This window comes from Phenylobacterium terrae, assembly GCF_042681205.1.
GTDB classification, from domain to species: domain Bacteria; phylum Pseudomonadota; class Alphaproteobacteria; order Caulobacterales; family Caulobacteraceae; genus Phenylobacterium; species Phenylobacterium terrae.
Map to the genome: position 1 here is coordinate 2415827 of NZ_JBHUEY010000001.1, position 23454 is coordinate 2439280.

Consider the following 23454-nt stretch of genomic DNA (forward strand, 5'->3'; position numbering starts at 1 on the left):
TATCCCCGACGGCCGTCACGGGGAGGCGCGGCCGTGTTCCGAGGCGGGGGCGTCTAGACCGAACGCGGGTCGGCGACAATCAGGCTTGGCCCTATTCTCGGCGGGTGCCGCTATGGTTGTGGCCTTGCCGCAACAGCAATCGGCGAGCGGCGTCATCCAAATGGCCCGCAAGGGGCGGGGGCGATCTGGGCGGATGGTTCGTTATGCTGGCGCCGACAGCCAGGAGAGGCCATGCCCGTCGACCCCGCCGCCTACCGCCCCGAGCCGCACCTGCAGGAGCTGGGGCCCGAGTTCGCCGATCCCGTCCAGGCGGCCGACTTCCCGCAGACCATCCTGCGCTTCCGGAACGACCGGGCGGCCGCGACGGTGGGGCTGGCCGGCCTGACGGACGAGGAGTGGATCGCCCACTTCGGCCGCTTCCGGCCGCTGCCCGACAACCTGCCTGTCCCGCTCTCCCAGCGTTATCACGGCCACCAGTTCCGGGTTTACAACCCCGAGCTCGGCGACGGCCGCGGCTTCACCTTCGCCCAGCTGCGTGAGGCCGGGACCGGGCGGCTGCTGGACCTGGGCACCAAGGGCTCGGGCCAGACGCCCTGGTCCCGCGACGGGGACGGGCGGCTGACGCTGAAGGGCGGCGTGCGCGAGGTGCTGGCGACGGCGATGCTGGAGGCGCTCGGCGTGCCCACCTCCCGCTCCTTCTCCCTGGTCGAGACGGGAGAGGCGCTCTGGCGCGGCGACGAGCCCAGCCCCACGCGCTCGTCGGTGCTGGTGCGGCTGTCGCATAGCCACATCCGCTTCGGCAGCTTCCAGCGGCACGCCTTCTTCGACAAGGCCGACCGGATCGAGGCGCTGATCGGCCACGTGATCGCCTGGTACTACCCGGAACTGCACAACGCCGAGGACAAGGCGGCCGCCCTGCTGGCGGCGACGACCGAGCGGTCGGCCCGGCTCACCGCCCGCTGGATGGCCGCCGGGTTCGTGCACGGGGTGCTCAACACCGACAACATGAACATCACCGGCGAGAGCTTCGACTACGGCCCCTACCGCTTCCTGCCGCACAACGACCCCAACTTCACCGCCGCCTATTTCGACCACGCCGGTCTCTACAGCTTCGGCCGTCAGCCGGAGTCGGTGTTCTGGAACCTGCAGCAGCTGGCCGCCTGCTTCACCCTGGTGACCGGCCACGACCCGCTGGTCGAGGCGCTCAACACCTTCTCCGGCCATTATCGGCGTGAGCTGACGGCCGCGATGCTGGCCAGGCTGGGTCTTCAGTCCCGTTCTCCGGACGAGGACGCCGACCTCGTCAACGCCGCCTTCCGCGCCATCGCCGCCGGCGGCGAGCGGCTGCGCTGGGAGCCCTTCTTCTTCGACTGGTTCTGCAAGGACGAGGCGCGGGCGCTGAAGGGTCCCAGGGGCGACATCTACGAAGGGGAGGGGTTCGCCGAGTTCCGTCGGCTGCTGGCGCCCTATGCCCCGGAACGTCCGGAGCGGCTCGCCGCCGGCTACTTCGCCCGGGCCGAGCCGGAAGAGCTGCTCTACGACGAGATCGAGGCTCTCTGGGCGCCTATCGCGCAGGGCGACGACTGGTCCGCCTTCCAGGCCAAACTGGAGGCCATCGAGGTCGCCCGGCAGGCCTACGGACTGAGCGCCTAGGCCGCCTCGGCCCGCGGTCGTCCCGCCCATTGGGCGAGCGCGATGCCGGCCAGGGCGATCGCCGCGCCCAGCGCCTGCCAGGGGCCGAGCGCCTCGGCGAACAGCAGCCAGCCGAGGGCGGCGGCGATCACCGGCTGGATCAGCACCACCACCGAGGCGGTGGCGGCCGGCAGCCGTCCGAGCGCCCAGGCGATGGAGCCCTGGCCGGCCACGTGCATGACGCCCAGGCCCACGCAGGCGGCCCAGCCGACCCAGGTTTCGGGGGCGAAGTCCTCCCGCAGGATCAGGGCGCCGGCCAGCAGGAAGGGCAGGCCGGTCAGGGTCGACCAGAGCATCACCTGGACGGCTCCCGCGTACCGGCGGGCCTGGGCCACGGCGATCATGTAGAGGGCGTACCAGAGGGTGGTGGCCAGCGAGAGGGCGTCGCCGAGCGGCGGGTTGACCCCGGGCGTCCCGCCCCGCGCGGCGGCCATCATCCAGGCGCCGGAGACCGCCAGGGCCACGGCGGCGACGAACAGCCGGCGCGGCGCCTGCCTGAAGAAGATCCAGGCGAAGGCGGTGACCACCACCGGGGTCAGGTTGGTCAGCACCGTGGCGTTGGCGATCGAGGTCAGCGCGATGCCGTAGTGCCAGAAGCCCAGGTCGAGGGCGAACATCAGGCCGGCCAGGACCGCGGCCCGGGGCGGCGCGCCGCCCGTCCGCTCGGCGCCCGGCCGGAAGCTGAGGGCCGCCAGCAGCGGCGTGGCGAACACCAGCCGCCAGAACCCCGCCGCCGCCGGTCCGGTCTCGGCCAGCCGCACGAGGATCGGGGCGAAGCCGATCACCACCGCGCCGAAGATCAGGACGGCCAGGCCTTGCCAGCGGCCGTCGGGCGCGCGCGTTTCAGTCAAAGCCCAGCTCCCGGCGCAGCTCAGCGGGCCCAACGCCCCGGGCGCGGAGCTCGGCCAGCGTCTCGGCCCTGTCGCGCTTGGCGTAGCGGCGGCCGTCCGGGCCGACCAGCAGGCGGTGGTGGCGGTAGACGGGCGAGGGCAGGCCGAGCAGCGCCTGCAGCAGCCGCTGGACATGCGCGGCCTCGAACAGGTCCTGGCCGCGGACGACGTGGGTGATCCCCTGCAGGGCGTCATCGACGACCACGGCCAGGTGGTAGGCGACGCCGACGTCCTTGCGCGCCAGCACGACATCGCCGCCGAGCTCGGGGCGGGCGGCGATGGTCCCGGCCTCGCCGTTCGGGCCCTCGCCCTCCTCCAGGAAGGTCAGGCGGGAGAAGCCGCCGAGCCGCGCCTCGGCGGCGGCCAGCGAGAGCCGCCAGGCGAAGGGCTCGCCGGCCGCAAGGCGCCGCGCCTCCTCGTCGGCCGGCAGGGGCCCGCCGCGGAAGGCCTCCATCGCGCCGTGCGGAGCGTGGCCGATCTCGGCCAGGATCTCCTTGCGGGTGCGGAAGCAGCGGTAGACGAGGCCGCCCTGCGCCAGCCGCTCCAGCGCGGCGCGATAGTCGGCCAGGTGCTCGGACTGGCGGCGGACCGGCGTCTCCCACTGAAGGCCCAGCCAGGCGAGGTCCTCGAAGATGGCCGCCTCGTATTCGGGCCGGCAGCGGGTGGCGTCGATGTCCTCGATGCGGAGCAGGAAGCGGCCGTTCGCCGCCCGGGCGGCCCGATAGGCGGTCAGGGCCGAGAAGGCGTGGCCGCGGTGCAGGCGGCCGGTGGGGGAGGGGGCGAAGCGCGTGACGAAGCTTGGGGCCACCAGAGCGGCTTTAGTCGTTCAGCCCCTTGGCGAACACCCCCATGTGCTCGAACACGCCGCGGAAGAAGGCGTCCTCTCCGCCGAGCGCATCCTTGAGAGGCTCGAACTGGCGGAAGCCCCCCAGCTCGGCCAGGCCGTGGGCGGCGCACCAGGCGGCGATGGTGGCCAGTTCCAGGCCGATGGCGTCATTCGGATCGGCGCCGGCCTCGATCAGGGTGTCGCGGGTGCGGCAGTAGGCGGAATCGTCGTCGTCGTGGAGGTGCTCCGGCAGCGCCTCCTTGTCCCGCGAGCGCTTGTACATCACGCGGTAGAGGGCCGGGTGTTCGCGCGCGAAGCAGACATAGGCGACGCCGAGCGCGGGCATTGCGGCGCGCGGGGAGCCGGCCTTTTCGCGGGCCGCCTTCATCGCCTCGTTCAGCAGGCGCCAGCCCTCGTCGGCGACGGCGTCGAGCAGTTCGCCCTTGTCCTTGAAGTGGTGGTAGGGGGCGGCCGGACTGACGCCGGCTTCGCGCGCCACCGCGCGCAGGGAAAGCGCCGTCGGCCCCTCGGCCTCGAGAATCCGCTGCGCCGCGTCGATCAGGGCCCGGCGCAGGTCGCCGTGGTGGTACGGCCGGGCTTCGGCGGCGCTTGCAGTTTCTCTCATAGGCTCCACCCTAATTCTGAATCTGGACGGCGTAAAGATGCATCTTGACGTCGCTCAGATCGGCGCTATCTTAGCGTTGTTCAAATAACAAAACGCCCCCGCTCCCCCGGGGGTTCAACTGAAAAGGTGTGTGTCATGTCTCTCGTCACGTTTGAACGGCTCTTCGACCGCGCGGCTCCGGCGTTCTTCGTCAGCCTCGGCCTCCTGGCGGCCTTCGCCACGGCGACCCTGGTCTAAGCCGGTCGAAACTCACCGCCGTACGAAGGGGACCCGACGGGGTCCCCTTTTTCGTATGTCCTCTTACTTCCCGTGACCCCTACCTCCCGCCGCTGCGCGGGAGAGGTAGGGGAAGGAGTTGGGGCTATGCAAATCCGCATACCCGTACAGCGTAAATCGATATTTGAACGCCGCTTAGATCGTCCTATCTTGTCACCGTTCAGATCGCTTCGGTCTGAATCCCAAGCCAAGGAGATCTGATATGTCGCTCAACACCTTCGCCCGCACCGCCGACGCTTATGTTGCGGCCTTCCTGCTGTTCCTCAGCTTCACCGTCGTCGGCGGCGCCGCCGCCCTGGGCGCGTAGGCGCAGATGCGGCGCAAGTGACGCGGGCCGGAATCGCTCGGCTCCGGCCCGCCGTCATGGAGGCGCCACGGTTTTTCCCCTATGCTCCTTTCAGCGGATCGATGTTCGTCGATTCGCCTTCTGGGGCTCCTAGCGACGAGGCGTTGTCTTCAGTCCTGTAGCGTACCCGATCAGAGCCGTAGGGCTCCCCGAAAGGCCCGGCCATGCAGGTGCTTAACCACCCGCCCTCCGGTTGGCCGGCCCTGGTGCTGAATGCGGACTTCCGCCCGCTCAGCTACTACCCCCTGTCGCTTTGGCCCTGGCAGGAGGTGATCAAGGCGGTGTTCCTGGACCGGGTCGACGTGGTCTCGACCTACGACCAGGAGGTCCACTCCCCCTCCTTCAAGATGCGGCTGCCCAGCGTCGTCTCGCTGAAGCACTACGTGGCCCAGGACCGGCCGCCCGCCTTCACCCGCTTCAACCTCTTCCTGCGCGACGCCTTCACCTGCCAGTACTGCGGCTGCGGCGAAGACCTGACCTTCGACCATGTGGTCCCGCGCTCCCGCGGGGGTCGCACGACCTGGGAGAACATCGTCACCGCCTGCGCCCGCTGCAACCTGACCAAGGGCGGCCGGACCCCGGCCGAGGCGGCCATGCACCCTCACCACCGGCCCCGCCGTCCCAGCGCCTACGAGCTGCAGGACCGCGGCCGCCGCTTCCCGCCCAACCACCTTCACCAAAGCTGGCTGGACTTCCTCTACTGGGACGTCGAGCTGGAGGCGTAGGGCCTCAGCGCTGGACGATCTGGGTCAGCACGCCGCCGGTCTCCGACGGGTGCACGAAGACCTGGCCCTTGACGGGATTGCCGGGGCCGGGGTCGCCGACCAGCCGGACGCCCTTCTCGCGCAGCTCGGCGACCGTCTTGTCGATGTCGTCGACGTGCATGGCGACGAGGTGGACGCCCTCGCCCTTTTCGGCCAGCCGCTTGGCGATCGGACCCTTGTCGTCGATGTTCGAGACCAGCTCGACGAAGGACTCGGGGAAGCGGAAGAAGGCCATCTTCATCCCCGCCGCCGGCGCCTCGCGCCGCTCGCTGACGGGCGCGCCGAAGATGGTCTCATAGCGGCCCACCGCCGCGTCGAGATCCTTCACGGCGATGACGACGTGATCCACACCCTTGAACATCGGCGAGCGCTCCTCTTGCTGGAGCGTCAGAGTAGCCAGTCGAGGGGGAGGGCGGCAACGCGCGGCGGACCGCGCCGTCAGCGGTCCTGGGTCTTGCTGACGACCACGCCGGCGCCGGCGCCGATGGCCGCGCCGACCGGGCCGCCCAGGATCAGGCCGGCGGCGGCGCCGGTCGCGGCCCGCTGCTCGGTGTTGTGACCGCAAGCGGCCAGCGTCAGGGCCAGTCCAGCCAGCGCCAGGAGTTTCAGACTACGCACGGGTTCGGCCTCCCTCGAACTGCGGCGCTTGTTGACCTGAGATTCGGTCGAAAATCGGACGCGGTCCCGCAGATCCGCGGCGCCGATCCAAAAGCCGTGCTGGAGCGTTTCAGGGCAGGTTCGACGAAAGGGCCGGCGCCATGGGCCGCAGGATCTCGCTTCGCGCCGCGCTGGCGATGGCGGCGGGGCTGCTCCTGGCCGGCTGCACCGAGGTCGGCGAGGGCCGGGCCGCGCCCCGCCCCGAGGCCGGGGCCGCGCTGCGGAAGCCGGACGTGCGCTACGAGCCCAGCCCGCACAAGGTGGTGCGCGCCATGCTCGAGCTGGCGAAGGTCGGGGAGCAGGACGTCGTCTACGACCTCGGCTCCGGCGACGGGCGCATCCCGATCGCCGCGGCGCGCGACTTCGGCGCCCGGGCGGTGGGGATCGACATCGATCCGAAGCTGGTCGCGCGGGCGAAGGACAACGCCCGCAAGGCCGGGGTGGCGGACCGGGTGAGCTTCCGAAACGAGGACCTGTTCGCGGCGGACTTCAGCGAGGCCACCGTGGTGACCCTGTTCCTCTATCCCGACGTGAACCTGAAGCTGCGGCCCAGGCTGCTGGCCACGCTGAAGCCCGGGACCCGGGTCGTCAGCCACATGCACTCGATGGGCGACTGGCGCCCGCAGCGAACCATCCGCGCCGACGGCCGGGACATCCACCTGTGGGTGATCCCGGAAGGCGCGCCGTCGACGCCCTAGTCGCCGGCCGCGGCCACGACCGGGCCGGAGCGCAGGCTGCCGTGCGAGGCGCCCAGGTGGGCGGCGATCGCCAGGTGGCGCGTGGAGGGGACGCCGAACGCCATCACCGAGCGGGCGACGCGCTTGCCGGCGTCGGTGGACTGGCGCGCCCAGGCGACGAACTCCCCGTCGTCGGACAGCTCGCCCGGGCATTCGACCGACACGCCCTGCAGCCCGACCGAGGCCAGGATCTGGCTGTCGCCGTACGGCGGGGCGCGGCGGCCCACCAGCAACAGGCAGTAGGGTCGGATGGCGGCGAAGGCGGCGGTCAGCCCGACCTCCGGCACGCCCTCGATCTCGGTGACCTCGCAGACCAGGCCCTTGAGCACGGCCTCGCGGGCCTGCTTGAAATAGCCGACCAGCGCCTTGCGGCCGTGCGGGTTGGACAGGCTGACGTAGGAGACCGGCAGGGTCAGCGTCAGCTCCTTGGCGCCTTCGGACTCGACCTGCAGGCGGTCGAGCCCCCGGGAGAGGGTGGCCAGGTCGATCCGCTCCAGGTCGGCCCGGGTGAGCCGGACGGTCTCGTCGACGGAGAGCGGCTGTCCGGTCTCCACGTCCACCACCTGGCGCGCCATGCGGTAGCCGATCCGGCGGAAGGCCTTCAGCTCCAGCACCGGCTCCAGACGGCAGGAAACGCGCAGCGGACGCCCGTTCGCGGCGGTGAAGCGGGGCGCCTCGAGGGCGGCCTCCTCGTGCGTCTCGATCTGGCGTGCGACGGCGCTCATCAGGCGGCGGCCTCCCTCCCGAGCCGCTCCCAACGCGCCGGGCTACTGGTGCGAGCGTAAATTGGAGCGGTTAAGCGCCTGTCGCCGCTCCGCTTTTGCTGGCGCGACCGATCGTCGCGGTCGCCCGCGTCAGTTGAAGTTCTGGGCCAGGCGGAAGGCGGCCGGCAGGATCAGCACGCCGAGCAGGCAGGGGAAGATGAACAGGATCAGCGGCACGGTCAGCTTGGCCGGCAGGGCCAGAGCCTTCTCCTCGGCCCGCAGCATCCGCTTGGTGCGCATGTCGGCCGAGAAGACGGTCAGCGTCTCGCCCAGGCTGGTGCCCATGTCCTCGGCCTGGCGCAGCATGGTGGCCATGGCCCGGGCGTCCTCGATGCCGAGCCGGTCGGCGAAGCCGGACCAGGCGTCCTTGCGGGCGCGGCCCGCGCGCAGCTCCAGGGTCAGGTAGCGCAGGTGGACGGTCAGGTTCGGGTAGCGGCGGGCCAGCTCGTCGGTCACCCGGCTGACCGCCGCATCCAGCGACAGGCCCGCTTCGACCGAGGCCACCAGCAGGTCGAGCATGTCGGGGAAGCCGTCGGCGTACTCCCGCTCGCGCGCCTGCTTGCGCATGTTGAGGACCTGGTCGGGGCCCATCAGGGCGGCCAGCGACAGGGCGCCGGCCACCGCCACCGCGCCCATTCCGCCGAAGCCGGTCATCATCATCGGCAGCAGCAGCAGGGTGCCGATGGTGGCGGCGATCAGGGCCGCGGCGCGCACGCCCAGATAGACGACCGCCGCCTCCTTGCTGAAGAAGCCGGCCTGCATCAGCCGGTTGCGGACGATCGAGAGCTTGGCCGGATCGCGCACGGCGGCGCTGTGGCCCAGGCGGCGCATCCCGGCCGCGAGCTGCTCGGTGAACTGGGCCTGCGGGCGGGCCGCCGCGGCCGCGCCGCCGCTCAGCCGGGTGCGCCGCACGGCGCGGGCGCGGGCCTCGTTCACCACCGCCAGGAGGCAGCCGCCCGCCGCCATCGCGATCAGGGCGACGGCGACGTAGGTCATCATGTCCTGCATCGAGACGGGCATTCAGGTCAGATCCGCATGTCGATCATGCGCTGCATGACCAGGTTGCCGATGAACATCCAAAGGCCCAGGCCGGCGAGGCCGATCTGGATGAACGGCTCGTGGATGACGTCGCCGTAGAAGCCGGGCGAGATCAGCTGCAGCATGGCGGCGACCAGGAAGGGCGCCGAGGTCAGGATCATCGCCGAGGCGCGGCCCTCGGACGAGGCGGCCTTGATCTTCAGCCGCATCTTGTGCCGCTCGCGGACGGTGTGGGCGTTGAGCTTGAGGAGGCCGGTGAGGTTGCCGCCGGCCCGCTCCTGCAGCCGCACCGTGGCGGCGAACAGGTCCACGTCCGGGTGCTGGCAGCGCTCGGCGATGCGGTCGACCGCCTCCTGCAGGGTCGCCCCGTAGGAGATCTCGTCGGCCGCCATGCCGAACTCGGTGCCGATCGGGTCGGACATCTCGCGGCCCACCAGGGCGATGGCGGTGGGCACCGGGTGGCCGGCCTCGAGGCTGCGGACGATGATGTCGAGCGCCTGCGGCAGCTGGAAGCCGAGCGCCTTGGCCCGCTTTCCGGCGACCACCTTCAGCACGACGATGGGCCCCAGCGTCACCACTGGCAGCGGGGCGACGGCGGCGAGCGCCAGGTTCTTGGTGGCGACGAAGGCGCCGAGCGCGGCGATCGCGCCCGCCCCCACGGCCAGCAGCGCCCAGCGGCGCGGCTCGTAGGTCAGGCCCGAGCGGACGATCAGGTCGGAAAGCCAGGCCCAGCCCTTCTTCTCGCCGTTGGCGGAGAGGCCCCGCTGCTTGCGCAGCTCCAGCACCAGTTCGGAGATGCCGCCGATCCTTTCGGCCAGCACCAGCCGCTTGTTGACCTTGCGCTTCACGCTGGCGACGCGGACCAGGCCGATGCCGGCCTGGGCGGCCGCGAACACGGCCGCAAAGACCAGCACCAGGAAGACCGCGTTGGCGTCGAGCTGGAAGTTCGGCATCGCGCTAGCCCAGCGGCTTTGCGGGATCGAAGTTGGCGGTGTCGTACGGGATGCCCCGGCGGATCATCTCGTCCAGGCAGCGGGGGCGCAGCCCCGTGGCGCGGAACTCGCCGTGCACCGCCCCATCCGGGCCGGTGTGGGTGCGGTGGAAGGCGAAGATCTCCTGCATCTGGACCACCTGGCCCTCCATGCCGGTGATCTCGGTGACGCTCATCACCTTCCGCTTGCCGTCCGACAGGCGCATCACCTGCACGATCATGCCGATGGCGCTGGCGATCTGGCCGCGCATGGATTCCGGCGTCAGCCGCATCCCGCTCATCGCCACCATCTGCTCCAGGCGGGTGATGGCGTCCCGCGGCGTGTTGGCGTGGATGGTGGCCATGGAGCCTTCGTGGCCGGTGTTCATGGCCTGCAGCATGTCGAAGGCTTCCTCGCCCCGGACCTCGCCCAGGATCACCCGGTCCGGACGCATCCGCAGGGCGTTCTTGACCAGCTCGCGCTGGCGGATCTCGCCCTTGCCCTCGATGTTCGGCGGGCGGGTCTCCATGCGCACCACGTGCGGCTGCTGCATCTGCAGCTCGGCGGCGTCCTCGATGGTGATCAGGCGCTCGGAGTGGCTGATCGCCGCCGACAGCGCGTTCAGCAGGGTGGTCTTGCCCGAGCCCGTACCGCCGGAGATGACCGTCGAGACGCGGCTGCGCACGGCGCCGTGCAGGAAGTCGGCGACCGGCATCGGCATGGCCCCGACCTCCACCAGCTTCTCCAGCGTGTAGGGCTTCTTGGAGAACTTCCGGATCGAGACGGCCGCGCCGTCGATGGTGATCGGGTAGATGGCCGCGTTCACGCGGGAGCCGTCGGGCAGACGGGCGTCCACCATCGGCGAGCTCTCGTCGATCCGGCGGCCGACGCCGGCGACGATCCGGTTGACGATGCGCAGCAGGTGGTCGTTGTCGCGGAAGCGGACCGGGGTCAGCTCCAGCTCGCCGCGGCGCTCCACGTACACCTGGAACGGGCCGTTGATCAGGATGTCGTTGATCGAGTCGTCCTTGAGCAGCGGCTCGATGGGCCCCAGGCCCACCATCTCGTCGTAGACCGAGGCGCCCAGCTTCTCGAGCTCGCTCGTGCTCAGCACCAGCCGCTCGCCGCGGGCGAAGTCCATCACCAGGTTCATCACCTGGCGGCGCAGCTCGCCATCCTCCAGCTTGTCGAGCTTGGAGAGGTCGAGCTCGTCGATCAGCCGGCCGTGCAGCCGGACCTTCAGGTCCAGCATCTCGGCCTCCGGGTCCTTGGCCAGGATCGGAGGGACCGGCGCAGTCGGGGCCGCCTGCGCCGGGGGCGCCGTGGCCGGCGCCGGGTCGCCCGCTTCCGGCGCAGGCGGCGGCGGCGCAGCCTGCGGTCGCGTGAGGCCGAAGCGTCCCATCAGGCGGCTCGCGCGGCCTGCGCCTTACGCCGCTTCTCGTCGGCGATCAGGCGGTCCACCAGCACCGAGACGTCGCGGACGATGCGCGACTTGGGCCGGTGCTGGGCGATCGGGCCGCCGAGGTTCACGGAGGCGGCGGCCGCCTCCCAGTCCGAGCTCACGCCCGCCTCGGCCTTGCGCTGCAGGGCGCGTTCGGCCTCGGCCATGGTCGGCGCCGGGCCGAACATGCGGGTGGCCAGGCGGTTCAGCACGATCCGCGGGGTCGGCCCCTCGGGCAGGCGCCGCTCGATCTCCTCGGACAGCGAGCGGGCGGCGATCAGCGCGGGCACGGTCAGCTCCGAGACCACCAGCACCTCGTCCGAGCCGGCCAGCACGTCCACCGTCCAGGGACGGCGATGGCGGGGAATGTCCACGACCACCCAGTCGTAGGCCTCGCAGGCGATCTCCAGGATGCGCAGCACCGCCTCGCGCGGGACCAGATCGAAGCCTTCCGGGTCGCGCGGGCAGGCCAGCAGGTCGAGCTGCTTGGTGACCGGCACGGCGAAGGCCGGCAGCATGGAGGCGTCCATCCGCTCGGCGTGGGCGCCGAACTCGGCCAGCCGAAGGGCCGGCGTCGCGCCGAGGTAGGCGGCGGCCGCTCCGTCGGCGAGGTTGAGGTCCACCAGGCAGACGCTGCGCTCCTTGCGGCTGCGCTGCGAGAGGGCGTAGGCCACCTCGATGGCGACCGTGGTCGCGCCCGAGCCGCCGACGGCGCCGGTGATGGCCCAGCAGCGCGAGCTGGAGGCGGGGGCGGCGGCGCCGACGGCGGAGGCCGGGGCGGTCAGCAGGCTCATGACGGCCCGGGTCAGCTGGTCGGGCGTGAAGGGGGCTTCGAGCACGTCGGACCTCTCCAGTTTCAGCAGGGCCCGCACGAGGCCGGCGGACAGGCGGGCGCCGATCAGCAGCGTCGGCGGCGGCGAGGGCAGGGCGGCCAGGGCGGCGAGCGCCGGGACCAGGGCCTCCGGCTCGGTGGAGTCGGCGTCGATCAGGACCAGGTCGGCGACCTCCGGCCCGAACGCGCGCAGGCGCTCCACCCCGGCGGTCTCGAGCACCGCGCCGTAGAGCGGCCCCTCGGCCAGCGTCGCCAGCCCCGCGCCCACGGCCAGGATGCGTCGGCCGGTCAAGCTCGGCATGCTCATGATGAGGTCCTCATATCTTCGGCCAGAACGGTGACTTCGGTGTCGGGCAGGGCGCCCAGAGCCGACCAGAGGGTGTCGATGAACACCGCGCCGGAGCTGACCCCGGACAGGCGCACGCTGATCAGCGGGCGCAGGGCGCCCGCGGTCCCGGCCACGTCCGCCCCGGAGTTCCGGTAGGTGACGGTCACTTGCCCAGGCTGGAGACTTGTCATCGTATCGCACATGCCCATGGCGGCCTCGCTGGCCGCCTCGCCGCATTGAGCATCCGCGCCAAAGAAAATCCGGTTAAAGGCCGCGCTCGAATGGCCGCCGCCGCCCGAGCAGGACGTGGAGGTGCAGACGCGCTCGTAGGGCCCGACCGGATCGCCCACCTCCACGCCGGTCTCCAGGCCGGTCATCGTCGACAGGTCCGGGGCCACCGGGTTGTGCGTCGCCGCCAGCCGCGCGCCGAGCCGTACGGCCTGGGCCTGCTGGTTCCAGCCGTAGAGGAAGCGGCCGAAGTCGATCAGGGTCAGCGAACCCAGGATCATGATCCCGGCCACCAGGCTGAACTCCACGGCGGTGGCGCCGCGGCGGTCGCGGATGAGGGATCGCAGCGAACGGCTCATCCGGTCCACCGCTCTTCGTGCCAGGCGCGGATCGTGGTCGCGCCGACGCCGACGAAGTTCAGGAGGCCCAGCCCCTCGTAGTCCTTGGTGGTCTCCAGGCGCACGATGCGGATGTTCGCGCCGCCGACGTAGGCCCCGCCGCTGTTGGCCACGAAGCGGTAGCTGACCACCAGGTCGTTGGTGGTCCAGCCCTGCACCCGCGATGCGCCGCCGGACGGCCGCCCCGTGACCGCGATGTTCTTGGCGGTGGATTCCATGGCGGAGGGGACCGGCGCTCTGGCCAGCATCCGGGCGCCGAGCGCCAGCCCGACCTTGATCCGGTGCCGCTCCAGCAGCAGGCCCCCGGCGTCGGCGCAGCCGAAGCCGATCGCCAGGAAGACCGGCGCCAGCAGCGCGGCCTCGGTGGCCGCCACCCCGCGGCGGTCGCCGATCAATCGGCGGATCAGCCGCCTCACCGGCGCACCTCCACCTGGTCGGTCGACCAGGGGTCGACGCCCTTCTGCAGCATGCCCACCAGCTCGCCCCAGATGACGTCGTCGCTGCCGCTGCCCATCGGCTCGGTCAGGAACACTTTCGCGAAGCCGATCGCCGGCAGCGGCGGCGTGGAGCCGCCGTTGAGGCCGTACTCGGCCTCCAGCGCCTCGCAGTTCAGCACCGCGACGGGGATGATCCGCCGGTCGGGGGCGGACGGGACGGTCCCGCTGAAGCACCGCGGGGCGCCCTTCTCCTGGGTCCAGGCGCCGGAGCCGGACGGGGTGTACTCGCCCGGGATGCGGGCGTTGTCGATCTCCCAGCGGTAGACCTCGTAGCGGGTCGGCCGCGGGCTCGGGCTCACCGTGCCGGCCGCGTAGTTGAAGGTGTAGGTGACGCCGCCGATCGTCGCCGTCGCGGGCGAGCGGTGGTTCACCCGCATGTAGCTGACGATGTCCCAGTTCCCGTCACCCATGCGCCCGCCCATGTTCGGGCAGGAGCCCGCGGCGAAGCAGGCGTCCCGCGGCAGGCCGAGCGCGCGGCTGGGGTTGGACTCCGGGCTCGCGTTGCAGGCGTTGTTCCCAGTGTAGGTGTAGCCCTTGGTGACGTTGCGCGCCGGGGCGTAGTCCGGGTCGTTCCGCTTGCCGCTGAAATTGCCGTCGTAGAGGTCGAAGCGGGTGTTCAGCCCCTGCGACACCGACGAGATCTGGCCGGTGCGCAGGATCACGCCCGCCGCGTCGTAGCAGGCGTCGGGGCTGACCTGGCCCATCATGTCGCGCAGTTCGTTCGCCCCCCGGCCGCCCGGCGGCTCCAGGAAGCCGAAGTTGCCGGGCCCGTACGCCGCGTTGCCGCCGCCCTTGGCGCGCAGCTGCACCAGGCGCCCGCGCACCGCCCGGCTTTCCAGCGCCACCTCCAGCGTCTGGCCCGTGCCCTCGTAGGGGTTGCAGATGAACAGCGGCGCGGCCCCGCACATGCCCGACTTGCGCCCGCCGACCGCCTGGGCGGTCAGCTGCGAACGGACCAGGCCGCGCACCAGGCTGGGCGGGAAGACGGTGGTGATGGCGGTCGGGGCGACGTTGACCTCGACGTAGCGGGCCTCCTTCGAGTCCGCGGTCACGTAGCCGGCGGTGATCGGCGCATCGTCGCTGGGCGGCAGGCCCTTGAGGAACCGCAGGTTGGCGACCTGCACCTCGCCGGCCCCGGCGTCGGCGAGCCGCTGCTCGTTGTCGACCAGGTTGTTGATCGCCGCAGTCGAGCGGGCGATGGCGTCCGAGCGGCCGTCGAGCTCGATCGCGCCGGCCCGGGCGAGGGAGTCGGCCGCCGTCTGCAGGTCGGCGTCCAGGTTGTACATCCGCGCCACGTCCACCGAGAGCGCGCCGAAGCCCACCAGCACCGGGGCCAGCAGTCCCGCCCACAGCGCCATGCCGCCGCGCTCGTCGCGGAGCAGCCGGGAGATACGCTTGGCGATGCCCATCGGCGCGGCTCAGCGCCCGGACTGGCCGACGGCGCCCAGCGGCGGCGCGTTCCTGGCCGTCGCGCCCATGAGGATCAGGTCGATGGCGCTCGGCTCGTCGAAGGCGCCCAGCGGATTGGGCTGGTCGGGGCCGAGGTCGGCGACGGTGGCCAGGCGCGGCGTGACGATGATCACCAGCTCGGTCTCGTTGCGCCGCCAGCGGGTGGAGCGGAACAGGGCGCCCAGCACCGGCACGTCGCCGAGGCCGGGGATCTCGCGCATCGAGTTCAGATAGTCCTGCTGGAACAGGCCGGCGATGGCGAAGCTCTCGCCGCCGCGCAGCTCCACCGTGGTGGCGGCCCGGCGGACCGACAGGCTGGGGACGTCGAAGCCGTTGGTGCGCAGGCTGTTGCGCGGATCCAGCGCGCTGACCTCAGGGGCGACCTTCAGCTTGATCAGGCCGTTGTCCTGTACGATCGGCTCGAAATCGAGGGTCACGCCGTAGGGGCGGAATTCGATGGTCACCTGGTCCTCGCCGCTGGGGACGGGGAAGGGGAACTCGCCGCCGGCCAGGAAGCTGGCCTTCTCGCCCGACAGCGCCGCCAGGTTCGGCCGCGCCAGGGTGCGGACCACGCCCTTCTCCTCCAGCGCGTTGATGGTCACGTCGAAGGCGGCGGTGCCGACGGTGCTGGAGAGCCGCAGGATGCCGGCCGGGGTCTCCAGATTGATCGGCGAGGAGACGATCGCCCCGCCCGACAGGAAGGCGAAGGTCGAGTTGTTGGCCGCGGCGATGTCGAAGCCGAGCTCGGTCAGCGCCGTGCGGCTGGCCTCCAGGATGCGGACCTCCAGGATCACCTGCTGGGAGGCGTCCACGGTCAAGGCGGAAGTGACCGATTCCGGAGCGATCTTCTCGGCCAGGGCCTTGGCCTTCACGGCCGCGGCGGTGTTGGAGACCTGGCCGGTCAGCAGCAGGCCGTTGCCGAGGTTGCGGACGGTGATCTTCTCGCCCGGCAGGGCGGCCGCCAGGTCCTGCTGCAGGGCCTCGGCGTCGTAGCCGACGCGCACGTCGACGACTTCCATCAGCGCGCCGCGGCGGTTGTAAATCAAGAGGTTGGTGGCCCCGAGCTTCTTGCCGCGGACGTAGAAGTTCTGGTCGGTGGTGGCGACGATCTGGGCCGTGTCCGGCTGGGCGACGACGATCTTCGAGGCCGGCGAGTCCAGGCGGAACGACAGCGACTTGTCCACCGGCACGGCGATCACCCGGCTGCGGGCGGACTCGGCGGGGAATGCGTCGGCCAGGGCCGGCTGGGCGCTCGGGCCGAGCGCCAGAGCGGCGGCGAGGGCGAGGCTGAGGATACGCGACATGGGATTTCTTCCTGCTGGCCTTACGCGCCTTCCGGCGCGGGCTTGTCGCCTTCGATGATCAGGATCGGCGAGGAGCGGCGCGGGGCCGCCGCGTTGGCCGGCGCGCGGGCGCCGCCGCTGGCCGCCCTCGGCGCCGGGGCGGGCGCCGCGCCGATCGAGACGACGTCGTAGGTTTCGACCGGGGCCGTCGGCTCGATCTCGGCCGCGCCGGAGCGGCGCAGGGCCAGCGACAGGCTGCCCAGGTCGCCGGCCATCGCCAGCTTCTGGGCGTCCTCCATGGAGACCTCGAGGGTCGCGGTCTTCGGCGAGGTGGTCTCGGTGGAGGTCTGGTCGGCGTTCAGGTCCACGCCCAGCAGGCGCACGTTCTGCAGCACCACCTCGGTGACCAGGTAGCGGTTGCTGGTGTCGGACGACAGGTCGCGCATCAGCAGCACGTCCACCCGGTCGCCCGGCAGAGCCAGGCCGCCGACGCCGGAGACGTCGGTCACCCGGATGGTGTAGGCGCGCATGCCGTCGGCGATCACGGCGGCCACCGAGGGACGGGCGCCGGCGCCGCTGAGCTTGGCCGGCAGCACCGCCTCCTTGGCGGCGATGGGCATCAGCACGACCGGCGGGCCGCCTTCGTCCTGCGACAGGATCTGTTCGATGGAGGCGAAGGCCCCGGCCGGCGCGCTCTCCGGCGGGTACTGGGCCAGGGCCAGGTGCTCGGCGCTGAGCTTGACGCCATAGGGGATCGGCTTGGCCGCGACCACGACCGGAACGGTCCGCATCGGGCGCACCTCGGTCGCGACCGCTTCTTCCTGCGGCAACACCACCTTGGCGACGAACAGCGCCGCGAGCCCCAGGGCCGCCGAAGCGCCCAGACTAACGATGGTGACAAGTCGCATGACTTACTCGGATCGCCCCCAGTTCGAGAGCCTCGACGCTAGGGGTGCCGGTCTTGCGATATGAGAAATCAACGTGGTGAAAGTCGGTTAATGTTTAGCCGCATTTCGACCACTGTTCTCTACGTACTCCTCTACATCGGGCGTCGATTGCAGACAAGTATTCGCCGAAAATCGGACGCATCTGTTTACGCCCGTCCTTAACCTGAACGGGCGTCGCCGCCCACCGCGGGGCGGGGCGCCGGGGCCTGGAACAGCAACTCACCTCGGGGGGCTTGATCGAACGCAAGGCCCGGCTATCTGTTCGCGAACAAGCTTGACCAGAAAGGGTGGAGGGCGATGGCCGCGACTTCGATCAAGCTTCCCACGGGGTGCGGCGAATGATCGCGCTGGAGCGCGAGACCGCCGCGGCGGACCGGGCCAGGAGCCCCTCGGGCCGGCCGACCCGGCTGGTGGACACCACCATGCTCTACGCGCCCCGCAGCGGCGGGGTGAAGCGCTACCTGCTGGCCAAACGCGACTGGCTGGCGGCCAATCGGCCCGGCGTGCGCCACAACCTCGTCCTGCCCGGCCGCAAGGACGCCCACGACGGCCAGGGCCTGTGGTCGATCTACACCGCGCCGCTGCCGTTCGGGAAAGGCTACCGCTGGCCGGTCAGCAAGACCGCCTGGATGGAGCGGCTGGTCCGCCGCCGGCCGACGCTCATCGAGGCGGGCGACCCCTACACCCCGGGCCTTGCGGCCCTGCGCGCCGGCGAGGCCCTGGGGGTCCCGGTGGTCGGCTTCTGCCACACGGACCTGCCGGCGCTGGCGGCCCTGCACCTGGGCGAGTGGGCCGAGGAGCCGGTGCGCCGCCGCTGGTCGCGGATCTACAACCAGTTCGACGCCGTGCTGGCCCCCAGCCGCTTCGTCGCCCAGCGGCTGCAGGAGGCGGGGGTGGCCAGGGCCCAGCCGCTGACGCTCGGCGCGGACGTCGGCCTCTTCCGCCCGGACCTGGCCGACCGGGCGGCGCTCCGGACGAGGCTGGGGCTGCCGGCCGATCACCGCCTGCTGGTGTTCGCCGGCCGCCCGGCGCGGGAGAAGCGGATCGACGTCATGGTCGAGGCGGTCGAGCGGCTGGACCCGGGGACCACCTTGCTGCTGGTCGGCGCCGGCGAGGCCGCCCCGCCGTCGGAGCGCGTGATCGGCCTGCCCTACATGCAGGATTCAACCTCGCTGGCCCGGCTGCTGGCCAGCTGCGACGGCTTCCTGCACGCCAATCCCGACGAGCCGCTGGGCCTGATCGTGCTGGAGGCGCTGGCTTGCGGCCTGCCGGTGGTCGGGGTGCGGTCCGGCGGCGTGGCCGAGACCGTCGATTCCGAGGTGGGTGAGCTGGCCGAGGCCTCGGAGCCGGCGGCCCTGGCCGAGGCGATCGACGCCCTGTTCGCCCGCGACCTGACCGAGGTCTCCCGCCGCGCCCGGGCCCGGGCGGTCGCGCGCCACAGCTGGGATGCGGTGTTCGAGAACCTGATGGAGGTCTACGCCGGCCTCACGGGCGATCCCAATTTCGCAGGAGCCGTCGCGGCGCGCGAGATGCACTGAGCGCGCGCCGCGGGCCCTCGCCTCAGGCCGGTCCCCGCGACTTCAGCGCGTCGCGGATCTCGCGCAGCACGAGCAGTTCGTCGCTGGGCGCCGGCGTCGCCGCCTCGGCGGGCTTGTTGAAGCGCGTGGCGAGCCGGACGAACTGGTAGATCACGAACGCCAGGATCAGGAAGTTCACGATGGCGGTGATGAACGAGCCATAGCCCAGCATGGGCACACCCGCCGCCTTCAGCGCCGCGTAGCTGTTCGGATCGCCGGTGAACGTCTCGGGGATCGGCCCCAGCCGGATGAAGTAGTTGGAGAAGTCGAGCCCGCCGAACAGCGCCCCGACAACCGGCATGATCACGTCGTCCGTCAGCGAGGACACGATGGTCCCGAAGGCCGCGCCGATGATCACGGCGACCGCCAGGTCCAGAACATTGCCCCGTGCGATGAATTCCTTGAATCCGGCCACGTCGATCTCTCCTTCACGAGCCGCCGGCCGTCCGACGGCGAAGCTGGCGGGAGTTTAGGCCAGAGTGTCACGTCCTCGACAATGGCGTGGCGCCGGCGTGGGCCGGCTAGCCCGCCGCCTTCGCGTCGGCCTTGGCGAAGGCCTTCTGGGCGTCGCGGCCGATCCAGCGGGCGGTCCGGTCGGGCGAAGCGGCCAGGCGGTCGGCCAGCTCGCGGGCTGCGGCGCGCAGGGCGGGGCTCTTCTTGCCGCCGATGGCGCGCAGGGCCCAGTTGACCGCCTTCTTCACGAAGTTGCGGCTGTCGGTGGCGGCGGCCTCGATCAGCGGCAGGCGGGAGAGGTAGTCGGCGTCGCCGCCCCGGCCGTGCAGGGCGACGCAGGCCAGCAGGGCGAAGCCGGCGCGGCGGCCCATCTCGTCGTTCAGCGTGGCCCACGCGTCGATCCTGGCGAAGGCGTGCGGGCTCTGGTCGAACAGCTTGAAGCAGACCGTGTCGACGATGGCCCAGTTGTCGAAGTCGGCGCGCCAGCGGTCCATCTGCGCCGGGGTGACCTGGCCCGGATCGTCGATCAGCGCGGCGACCGTGCGGGCCTCGTACCAGCCGGTCTCCCACAGGGCTTCGGCCAGCTCGTGGTCGCGGCCGAGGCGCTTGGCGATGGCCTGCATCCGGTTCATGGGCACGCCCATGGCCTTGGGCGTGACGATGCCGTAGCGCGGACCCATCTCGTCGCGGACCTTGTCCGACGCTTCGGCCTGAAGCGCCTGCAGCACCTTTTCGACGTCGGCGTCCCTTGCCATGAAGCCGAGCCTAGCGCGTCCCGAACCAGCCGCCGAGCACGCAGGAGACCTCGCCGCGCCGGATGGTCACCGTCGCGCGGCGGCCATAGCCCGGGGCGAACCAGGTCGTGCGGCCTTGCGTCCGCACGGCGATCTGCGCCGGTCCGGTGAACTGGCAGACGCTGTAGGTCGCCTGGGTGAACAGGCCACTTTCGGTCTTGGCGACGCAGCTGGCGTGGCCGAGGCGGCGGGACAGCGCGGCCTCGCCGAACACGAAGGTCCTGGGGCCCCCGGGACCGAAGACGTCCGGCCCCGGCTGCGCGAGCGTCGGGCACGGCGGGCCCTCGATGGTCCACAGGCCGCGAAGCGCCTGGCGGCGGGCGAGCCCCTCGGTCAACACCAGGGCGGGAATGGCCGCGGCGGACAGGATGATCGCGCCCATGCTCAGCGCAGCGGCGATATCCGGACGGGGCGTGATGCGGTCTCCGCGCATACGGAGACTACATCTGTAATCCTGACTGTGCGCAAGCCTAGAGGTTGAGCAGGGCCGGATCGCCGCCCTGGGCGGCGATGTTGATGCTGACGGCGCGCTCCAGGCAGTAGCGGGAGAGGGCGTTGGGGCCGCCGGCCTTGGGCCCCGTGCCGGAGAGGCCTTCGCCGCCGAACGGCTGGACGCCCACCACCGCGCCGATGATCGAGCGGTTGACGTAGACGTTGCCGGCCGGGACCAGGCGGCGGACCTCCTCGGCGAAGGACTCGATGCGCGAGTGGACGCCGAGCGTCAGGCCATAGCCGCTGGCGGCCAGGTCGGCGGCGGCCTCGCGCAGCCGGGCCGGATCGTAGCGGACGACGTGGAGGATCGGCCCGAACACCTCGCGCTCCAGGAAGCGGGCGGAGGGGACTTCGGCCAGCACCGGGCCGAAGAAGGTCCCGCGGTTCGGGGCCGGCAGGCGGCGGACCACCTTGGCCTCGCGCTCCAGCCGCTCGAGGTGGGCGGCGAGGTTCCCGCGGGCCTCCTCGTCGATGACCGGGCCGACGTCGGTGGCGGGGTCGGCCGGGTCGCCGACCACCAGGGCGTCCATCGCGCCGGCGATACCCTCGACGAGGCCGTCGGCCGTTTCGTTCGGCAGGAAGAGAAGGCGCAGGGCCGAGCAGCGCTGGCCGGCCGAGCCGAAGGCGGAAAGCACCACGTCGTCGATCACCTGCTCCTTCAGGGCGGTGGTGTCGACGAACATGCCGTTCAGGCCGCCGGTCTCGGCGATGAAGGGGACGATGGGGCCCTTGCGCTCGGCCAGGGTGCGGTTGATCGCCCAGGCGGTCTCGGTGCCGCCGGTGAAGGCGACGCCGTCGCAGTCGGGGTGGGAGACCAGCGCCGCGCCGACCGTCTCCCCGCGACCGGGGACGAGGGCCAGCAGGTCGGGGTCGAGGCCCGCGCCGTGGAACAGGCGCACGGCCTCGGCGGCGATCAGCGGGGTCTGCTCGGCGGGCTTGGCCAGCACCGCGTTGCCGGCCGCCAGCGCGGCGGCCACCTGGCCGGTGAAGATGGCCAGAGGAAAATTCCAGGGGCTGATGCAGACGAAGACGCCGCGGCCGTGCAGCTCCAGCACGTTGCTCTCGCCGGCGGGGCCTTTCAGCGTCTCCGGGACCATACGCGTCTCGGCCAGGTGCGCGTAGTAGCGGCAGAAGTCGGCGGCCTCGCGGATCTCGGCGACCGCGTCGGGCAGGGTCTTGCCGGCCTCGCGGATGCACAGCGCGATCAGCCGCTCGCGCTCGGCCTCGAGCGCATCGCCCATGGACCGCAGGACCTTGGCGCGGGCCGGGCCGCCGGCGGCGTCCCAGCCGGGCTGGGCGGCCCTGGCGCGGGCGAATGCGGCGTCGATCTCCGGCTTCACCGCCTCGGACGCCTTGCCGACGACGAGGTCCGGATCGGCGGGGCTGGTCATGGGCGGGGCGTTGCAGCCCAGCGTGAGCTTGCCGCCGACGAGGGCGCCGGCCTCCACCGGCTTCAGCCGGGCCACCGCCGCGGCGAGCCGGGCGCGCTCTTCGCCCACGGAGAGGTCGACCCCCTCGGAATTGCGCCGTTCGCGGCCGTAGAGGTCCACAGGCTTGGGGATCTTTGGGTGCGGGCGGGGGGCGGCTTCGACGGCGGCGACGGGGTCGGCCACGACCTTGGCGGCCGGGACCCCCTCGTCCAGCAGGGCGTGGACGAAGGAGGTGTTGGCCCCGTTCTCCAGCAGGCGCCGGACGAGGTAGGGCAACAGGTCCTCGTGCCCGCCCACGGGCGCGTAGGCCCGCAGGGTCAGGCCGCCCCAACGCTCGTCGGCGGCGCGGTAGAGCGCCTCGCCCATCCCGTGCAGGCGCTGGTACTCCACCTTGACCCCCGCCGCGTCCGCCATCCGCTTCACGGCCGCCAGGGTGTGGGCGTTGTGGGTCGCGAACTGGCCGTAGAGATGGGGTGAGGCTGCGATCAGCGCCCTGGCGCAGGCCAGGTAGGACAGGTCCGTCGCCGGCTTGGTGGTGAAGACGGGGTAGTCCTGGCGCCCGTTCACCTGGGCCCGCTTGATCTCGGAATCCCAGTAGGCGCCCTTCACCAGCCGCACCATCAGCCGCCGGCCGCTCGACCGGGCGAGATCGGCGACCGCGCCGATCACGTGCACGCCGCGCTTCTGGTAGGCCTGCACGGCCAGCCCCAGGCCGCGCCAGTCGCCCAGCTCCGGCTCGCGCGCCAGACGGTCGAGCAGCTTCAGCGACAGGACCAGCCGGTCGGCCTCTTCGGCGTCGATGGTGAAGTTGATGTCGGCGCGGGCGGCGATCAGGGCCAGCCGCTTCAGGCGCGGGTAGAGCTCTTCCCAGACCCGGGCCTCCTGCACCGCCTCGTAGCGGGGCGACAGGGCCGAGAGCTTGACCGAGACCCCATGCCCGGCCTCGGGCCCGTGGCCGTTCGCCTGGGCGCCGACGGTCTCGATCGCGGCGGCGTAGGCGGCCTCGTAACGGGCCGCATCTGCGGCGGTGCGGGCGCCTTCGCCCAGCATGTCGAAGGAGCAGAGGTAGCCCTCCTTCGCCGCCCGCTGCAGCGCCGCCTCGATGGTGCGGCCCAGCACGAACTGCTCGCCCATGATGCGGATCGCCTGGGCGACGGCGGCGCGGATCACCGGTTCGCCCACGCGGCCGGCGAGGCGTTTCAGGAAGCCGGGCAGGTCGCGCCTGGCCTCCTCGTCCACGTCCACCAGCTTGCCGGTCAGCATCAGGCCCCAGGTGGAGGCGTTGACGAACAGGCTGTCGGAGCGGCCGAGATGGCTGGCCCAGTCGGCGCCGCCGATCTTCTCGCCGATCAGCCGGTCGCGGGTCGCTTCGTCCGGGGTGCGCAGCAGGGCCTCGGCCAGGCACATCAGCGCCAGGCCCTCGCGGGTGCCGAGGCTGAACTCCTGCAGGAAGCTCTCCACCACGCCCTGCTTGCGGGCGCCGCGGCGGGCCGCCTCCACCAGCTGGACGGCCTCGTCCACCACCGTCCGGCGGTCGGCCGTGCTCAGCGGCTGCGCTTTCAGCAGCCCTGCGAGCGCCTCGGCCTCGTCCTGGTGCTTGAAGCGGTCGAGATGGTCCCAGGACATCGAAAGCTCCTCAGCCGCCCGCGGCGGGGCAATATCTCTCCCGCGATCCGCTTCTGTCGGCAAGCCCATGTCCGCCATGTCGCAGATGTAGGC

The 23454-nt window shown here is 71.7% G+C and carries 23 protein-coding genes; 4 read left to right on the forward strand and 19 right to left on the reverse strand.

Translation table 11 applies throughout. The features are described from left to right. Positions 1 to 231: 231 nt before the first annotated feature. A complete protein-coding gene (locus ACFSC0_RS12115) occupies positions 232 to 1653 on the forward strand; it encodes a protein adenylyltransferase SelO (RefSeq protein ID WP_377283903.1) in 1422 nt (473 codons plus the stop codon). On the opposite strand, the gene ACFSC0_RS12120 is transcribed toward ACFSC0_RS12115, so the two are convergent. The 3 genes from ACFSC0_RS12120 to ACFSC0_RS12130 are packed head-to-tail and all read right to left on the reverse strand — an operon-like array spanning position 1650 to position 4033. Continuing rightward, a complete protein-coding gene (locus ACFSC0_RS12120; RefSeq protein WP_377283902.1) occupies positions 1650 to 2543 on the reverse strand; it encodes a DMT family transporter in 894 nt (297 codons plus the stop codon). The genes ACFSC0_RS12115 and ACFSC0_RS12120 overlap by 4 nt on opposite strands. After that, positions 2536 to 3390: a tRNA glutamyl-Q(34) synthetase GluQRS gene (gene gluQRS / locus ACFSC0_RS12125; RefSeq protein WP_377283901.1), complete on the reverse strand. Its 855-nt coding sequence runs from the start codon at positions 3388 to 3390 to the stop codon at positions 2536 to 2538. The genes ACFSC0_RS12120 and gluQRS overlap by 8 nt, the downstream gene beginning before the upstream one ends. A 10-nt stretch (positions 3391 to 3400) precedes the next feature. Then, a complete protein-coding gene (locus ACFSC0_RS12130) occupies positions 3401 to 4033 on the reverse strand; it encodes a TetR/AcrR family transcriptional regulator (RefSeq protein ID WP_377283900.1) in 633 nt (210 codons plus the stop codon). Between the two features lie 786 nt (positions 4034 to 4819). Between ACFSC0_RS12130 and ACFSC0_RS12135 the strand changes: the two genes are divergently transcribed. Further along, positions 4820 to 5380: an HNH endonuclease gene (locus tag ACFSC0_RS12135; protein ID WP_377283899.1), complete on the forward strand. Its 561-nt coding sequence runs from the start codon at positions 4820 to 4822 to the stop codon at positions 5378 to 5380. Positions 5381 to 5384: 4 nt separating this feature from the next. Here the strand turns inward: ACFSC0_RS12135 and ACFSC0_RS12140 are convergent, their stop codons facing one another. Continuing rightward, positions 5385 to 5780, reverse strand: coding sequence for a VOC family protein (locus ACFSC0_RS12140; protein ID WP_377283898.1), 396 nt, complete (start codon positions 5778 to 5780; stop codon positions 5385 to 5387). Between the two features lie 77 nt (positions 5781 to 5857). Next, entirely contained in the window at positions 5858 to 6037 is a 180-nt protein-coding gene (locus ACFSC0_RS12145; protein ID WP_377283897.1) for a hypothetical protein, read from the reverse strand. A gap of 140 nt (positions 6038 to 6177) precedes the next feature. Between ACFSC0_RS12145 and ACFSC0_RS12150 the strand changes: the two genes are divergently transcribed. Further along, positions 6178 to 6774 carry an SAM-dependent methyltransferase gene (locus ACFSC0_RS12150; RefSeq protein WP_377283896.1) on the forward strand — a complete coding sequence of 199 codons (597 nt, stop codon included), beginning with the start codon at positions 6178 to 6180 and terminating at the stop codon, positions 6772 to 6774. On the opposite strand, the gene ACFSC0_RS12155 is transcribed toward ACFSC0_RS12150, so the two are convergent. The 10 genes from ACFSC0_RS12155 to cpaB form a co-directional block, all read right to left on the reverse strand. Further along, positions 6771 to 7538, reverse strand: coding sequence for a hypothetical protein (locus tag ACFSC0_RS12155; protein ID WP_377283895.1), 768 nt, complete (start codon positions 7536 to 7538; stop codon positions 6771 to 6773). The genes ACFSC0_RS12150 and ACFSC0_RS12155 overlap by 4 nt on opposite strands. 129 nt (positions 7539 to 7667) lie before the next feature. Continuing rightward, positions 7668 to 8597: a type II secretion system F family protein gene (locus ACFSC0_RS12160; RefSeq protein WP_377283894.1), complete on the reverse strand. Its 930-nt coding sequence runs from the start codon at positions 8595 to 8597 to the stop codon at positions 7668 to 7670. A 5-nt stretch (positions 8598 to 8602) separates the two neighbouring features. Further along, positions 8603 to 9568, reverse strand: coding sequence for a type II secretion system F family protein (locus ACFSC0_RS12165; protein ID WP_377283893.1), 966 nt, complete (start codon positions 9566 to 9568; stop codon positions 8603 to 8605). A gap of 4 nt (positions 9569 to 9572) precedes the next feature. After that, on the reverse strand, positions 9573 to 10988 hold the full coding sequence (locus tag ACFSC0_RS12170) for a CpaF family protein (RefSeq protein WP_377283892.1): 1416 nt from the start codon (positions 10986 to 10988) through the stop codon (positions 9573 to 9575). Beyond that, positions 10988 to 12166: an AAA family ATPase gene (locus ACFSC0_RS12175; RefSeq protein WP_377283891.1), complete on the reverse strand. Its 1179-nt coding sequence runs from the start codon at positions 12164 to 12166 to the stop codon at positions 10988 to 10990. Before ACFSC0_RS12175 ends, ACFSC0_RS12170 begins: the two co-directional genes overlap by 1 nt. Next, positions 12163 to 12774: a TadE/TadG family type IV pilus assembly protein gene (locus ACFSC0_RS12180; protein WP_377283890.1), complete on the reverse strand. Its 612-nt coding sequence runs from the start codon at positions 12772 to 12774 to the stop codon at positions 12163 to 12165. The genes ACFSC0_RS12175 and ACFSC0_RS12180 overlap by 4 nt, the downstream gene beginning before the upstream one ends. Continuing rightward, positions 12771 to 13229: a TadE/TadG family type IV pilus assembly protein gene (locus ACFSC0_RS12185; RefSeq protein ID WP_377283889.1), complete on the reverse strand. Its 459-nt coding sequence runs from the start codon at positions 13227 to 13229 to the stop codon at positions 12771 to 12773. The genes ACFSC0_RS12180 and ACFSC0_RS12185 overlap by 4 nt, the downstream gene beginning before the upstream one ends. After that, positions 13226 to 14719, reverse strand: coding sequence for a pilus assembly protein TadG-related protein (locus tag ACFSC0_RS12190; protein ID WP_377283888.1), 1494 nt, complete (start codon positions 14717 to 14719; stop codon positions 13226 to 13228). The genes ACFSC0_RS12185 and ACFSC0_RS12190 overlap by 4 nt, the downstream gene beginning before the upstream one ends. Positions 14720 to 14728: 9 nt before the next feature. Further along, positions 14729 to 16063 carry a type II and III secretion system protein family protein gene (locus ACFSC0_RS12195; protein ID WP_377283887.1) on the reverse strand — a complete coding sequence of 445 codons (1335 nt, stop codon included), beginning with the start codon at positions 16061 to 16063 and terminating at the stop codon, positions 14729 to 14731. A 20-nt stretch (positions 16064 to 16083) separates the two neighbouring features. Beyond that, on the reverse strand, positions 16084 to 16950 hold the full coding sequence (cpaB, locus tag ACFSC0_RS12200; RefSeq protein ID WP_377355150.1) for a Flp pilus assembly protein CpaB: 867 nt from the start codon (positions 16948 to 16950) through the stop codon (positions 16084 to 16086). Between the two features lie 377 nt (positions 16951 to 17327). Between cpaB and ACFSC0_RS12205 the strand changes: the two genes are divergently transcribed. After that, positions 17328 to 18527 carry a glycosyltransferase gene (locus ACFSC0_RS12205; protein WP_377283885.1) on the forward strand — a complete coding sequence of 400 codons (1200 nt, stop codon included), beginning with the start codon at positions 17328 to 17330 and terminating at the stop codon, positions 18525 to 18527. A gap of 22 nt (positions 18528 to 18549) precedes the next feature. On the opposite strand, the gene mscL is transcribed toward ACFSC0_RS12205, so the two are convergent. The 4 genes from mscL to putA all read right to left on the reverse strand — a co-directional run bounded on the left by mscL (position 18550) and on the right by putA (position 23430). After that, positions 18550 to 18981, reverse strand: a complete 432-nt coding sequence (gene mscL / locus ACFSC0_RS12210; protein WP_377283884.1) for a large conductance mechanosensitive channel protein MscL — start codon at positions 18979 to 18981, stop codon at positions 18550 to 18552. 106 nt (positions 18982 to 19087) lie between these two features. Continuing rightward, entirely contained in the window at positions 19088 to 19774 is a 687-nt protein-coding gene (locus tag ACFSC0_RS12215) for a DNA alkylation repair protein (RefSeq protein ID WP_377283883.1), read from the reverse strand. Between the two features lie 10 nt (positions 19775 to 19784). After that, positions 19785 to 20246: a hypothetical protein gene (locus ACFSC0_RS12220; protein WP_377283882.1), complete on the reverse strand. Its 462-nt coding sequence runs from the start codon at positions 20244 to 20246 to the stop codon at positions 19785 to 19787. Positions 20247 to 20283: 37 nt separating this feature from the next. Beyond that, positions 20284 to 23430: a bifunctional proline dehydrogenase/L-glutamate gamma-semialdehyde dehydrogenase PutA gene (gene putA / locus ACFSC0_RS12225; protein ID WP_377283881.1), complete on the reverse strand. Its 3147-nt coding sequence runs from the start codon at positions 23428 to 23430 to the stop codon at positions 20284 to 20286. Positions 23431 to 23454: the final 24 nt, after the last annotated feature.

Bases quoted from the DNA above. Each gene is read 5' to 3' on its own strand.
- putA (WP_377283881.1), bottom strand. From the start codon at position 23,430: ATGGGCTTGCCGACAGAAGCGGATCGCGGGAGAGATATTGCCCCGCCG.
- ACFSC0_RS12155 (WP_377283895.1), bottom strand. From the start codon at position 7,538: ATGAGCGCCGTCGCACGCCAGATCGAGACGCACGAGGAGGCCGCCCTC.
- ACFSC0_RS12140 (WP_377283898.1), bottom strand. From the start codon at position 5,780: ATGTTCAAGGGTGTGGATCACGTCGTCATCGCCGTGAAGGATCTCGAC.
- ACFSC0_RS12170 (WP_377283892.1), bottom strand. From the start codon at position 10,988: ATGGGACGCTTCGGCCTCACGCGACCGCAGGCTGCGCCGCCGCCGCCT.
- ACFSC0_RS12190 (WP_377283888.1), bottom strand. From the start codon at position 14,719: ATGGGCATCGCCAAGCGTATCTCCCGGCTGCTCCGCGACGAGCGCGGC.
- ACFSC0_RS12165 (WP_377283893.1), bottom strand. From the start codon at position 9,568: ATGCCGAACTTCCAGCTCGACGCCAACGCGGTCTTCCTGGTGCTGGTC.
- ACFSC0_RS12130 (WP_377283900.1), bottom strand. From the start codon at position 4,033: ATGAGAGAAACTGCAAGCGCCGCCGAAGCCCGGCCGTACCACCACGGC.
- ACFSC0_RS12160 (WP_377283894.1), bottom strand. From the start codon at position 8,597: ATGCCCGTCTCGATGCAGGACATGATGACCTACGTCGCCGTCGCCCTG.
- ACFSC0_RS12175 (WP_377283891.1), bottom strand. From the start codon at position 12,166: ATGAGCATGCCGAGCTTGACCGGCCGACGCATCCTGGCCGTGGGCGCG.
- cpaB (WP_377355150.1), bottom strand. From the start codon at position 16,950: ATGCGACTTGTCACCATCGTTAGTCTGGGCGCTTCGGCGGCCCTGGGG.
- ACFSC0_RS12195 (WP_377283887.1), bottom strand. From the start codon at position 16,063: ATGTCGCGTATCCTCAGCCTCGCCCTCGCCGCCGCTCTGGCGCTCGGC.
- ACFSC0_RS12220 (WP_377283882.1), bottom strand. From the start codon at position 20,246: ATGCGCGGAGACCGCATCACGCCCCGTCCGGATATCGCCGCTGCGCTG.
- ACFSC0_RS12135 (WP_377283899.1), top strand. From the start codon at position 4,820: ATGCAGGTGCTTAACCACCCGCCCTCCGGTTGGCCGGCCCTGGTGCTG.
- ACFSC0_RS12115 (WP_377283903.1), top strand. From the start codon at position 232: ATGCCCGTCGACCCCGCCGCCTACCGCCCCGAGCCGCACCTGCAGGAG.
- ACFSC0_RS12215 (WP_377283883.1), bottom strand. From the start codon at position 19,774: ATGGCAAGGGACGCCGACGTCGAAAAGGTGCTGCAGGCGCTTCAGGCC.
- ACFSC0_RS12150 (WP_377283896.1), top strand. From the start codon at position 6,178: ATGGGCCGCAGGATCTCGCTTCGCGCCGCGCTGGCGATGGCGGCGGGG.
- ACFSC0_RS12205 (WP_377283885.1), top strand. From the start codon at position 17,328: ATGATCGCGCTGGAGCGCGAGACCGCCGCGGCGGACCGGGCCAGGAGC.
- ACFSC0_RS12180 (WP_377283890.1), bottom strand. From the start codon at position 12,774: ATGAGCCGTTCGCTGCGATCCCTCATCCGCGACCGCCGCGGCGCCACC.